1 protein-coding gene is annotated in these 1,052 nt (G+C 58.7%); it reads left to right on the top strand.

What is annotated here, in order from left to right:
- Positions 1 to 1,052: amino acid adenylation domain-containing protein (locus tag ABLA85_RS18275; protein WP_367965751.1), on the top strand; the 1,052-nt coding region annotated here is incomplete at both ends.

The raw sequence follows: 1,052 nt of genomic DNA, 5'->3' as shown, positions 1-1,052 counted from the left end.
CGCGGATGATCCGGCGGTGACTACCGGTTACCCCGCCGGTAATCCGCTGCCGGTAAACCGGGCCACCGATTTGGCCTACATTATTTACACCTCAGGCACCACCGGGCAGCCGAAAGGTGTGGCGCTGACTCACCAAAGTGTGATAAACCGCCTGTGCTGGATGTTGTCGCGTTATCCTTTCCGGCCAGCCGATAAAATACTGCAAAAAACCCCGTACACCTTTGACGTGTCAGTGTGGGAATTGCTGGCGGCGAACTGGACAGGGGCATGTATTGTGATTGCGCCGCCGGAGGCACATAAACAGCCGGCGGTGTTGCAGCAACTGATCCGGCAAAGCGGCGTGACCCTGTTGCATTTTATCCCGTCCATGCTGGGGGCATTCTGCCAGACCCTGGAGGCCAGGGGGCAGCAGTTACCGGCCGGGGTGCGTTATGTCTTCTGTAGCGGGGAGGCACTGACGGCGTCGCAGGTCAGGGCATTTAACCGAGTCCAGACGGGCAGCTCTGCCCTTATCAACCTCTATGGGCCGACGGAAGCGGCGATTGAAGTCGCCTGTTATGAGACGGATACCGCCTGTCACGGTAATGTGCCGATTGGGCGGGCGATTGATAATGTACGGCTCTATGTACTGGATAAATACGGTAACGCTTCCCCGATAGGGGCACCGGGTGAACTGTACATTGGGGGCGTTTGTCTGGCACGCGGTTACTGGAACCAGCCGGCCCTGACGGCAGAGAGTTTTGTGCCGAATCCGTTTGCGACAGCGAAAGACGCGGCATTGGGGTATACCCGGCTGTATAAAACCGGGGATTTGGTGCGCTGGCGGGCGGACGGCAATCTGGACTATCTGGGCCGCAATGATTTTCAGGTGAAAATCCGTGGCTACCGGATTGAACTGGGGGAGATCGAAAGTGCGCTGGTGACCCATCCCCAGGTGAAACAGGCGGTGGTGATCGATTGGGAACACGAGGGGGAGCGTGTGCTGGTGGCTTATCTGGTGACGGAGGGTGGGGTGCCGGATGACAGCCTGATCGGGCATCTGTCAGCCCGTT

Origin of the sequence: Xenorhabdus sp. SGI246 (genome assembly GCF_040838225.1) — a bacterium.
Lineage (GTDB): Bacteria > Pseudomonadota > Gammaproteobacteria > Enterobacterales > Enterobacteriaceae > Xenorhabdus > Xenorhabdus indica.
The sequence above is the reverse complement of the archived record's forward strand: the minus strand, read 5'-3'. Positions and strand labels throughout refer to the sequence as shown.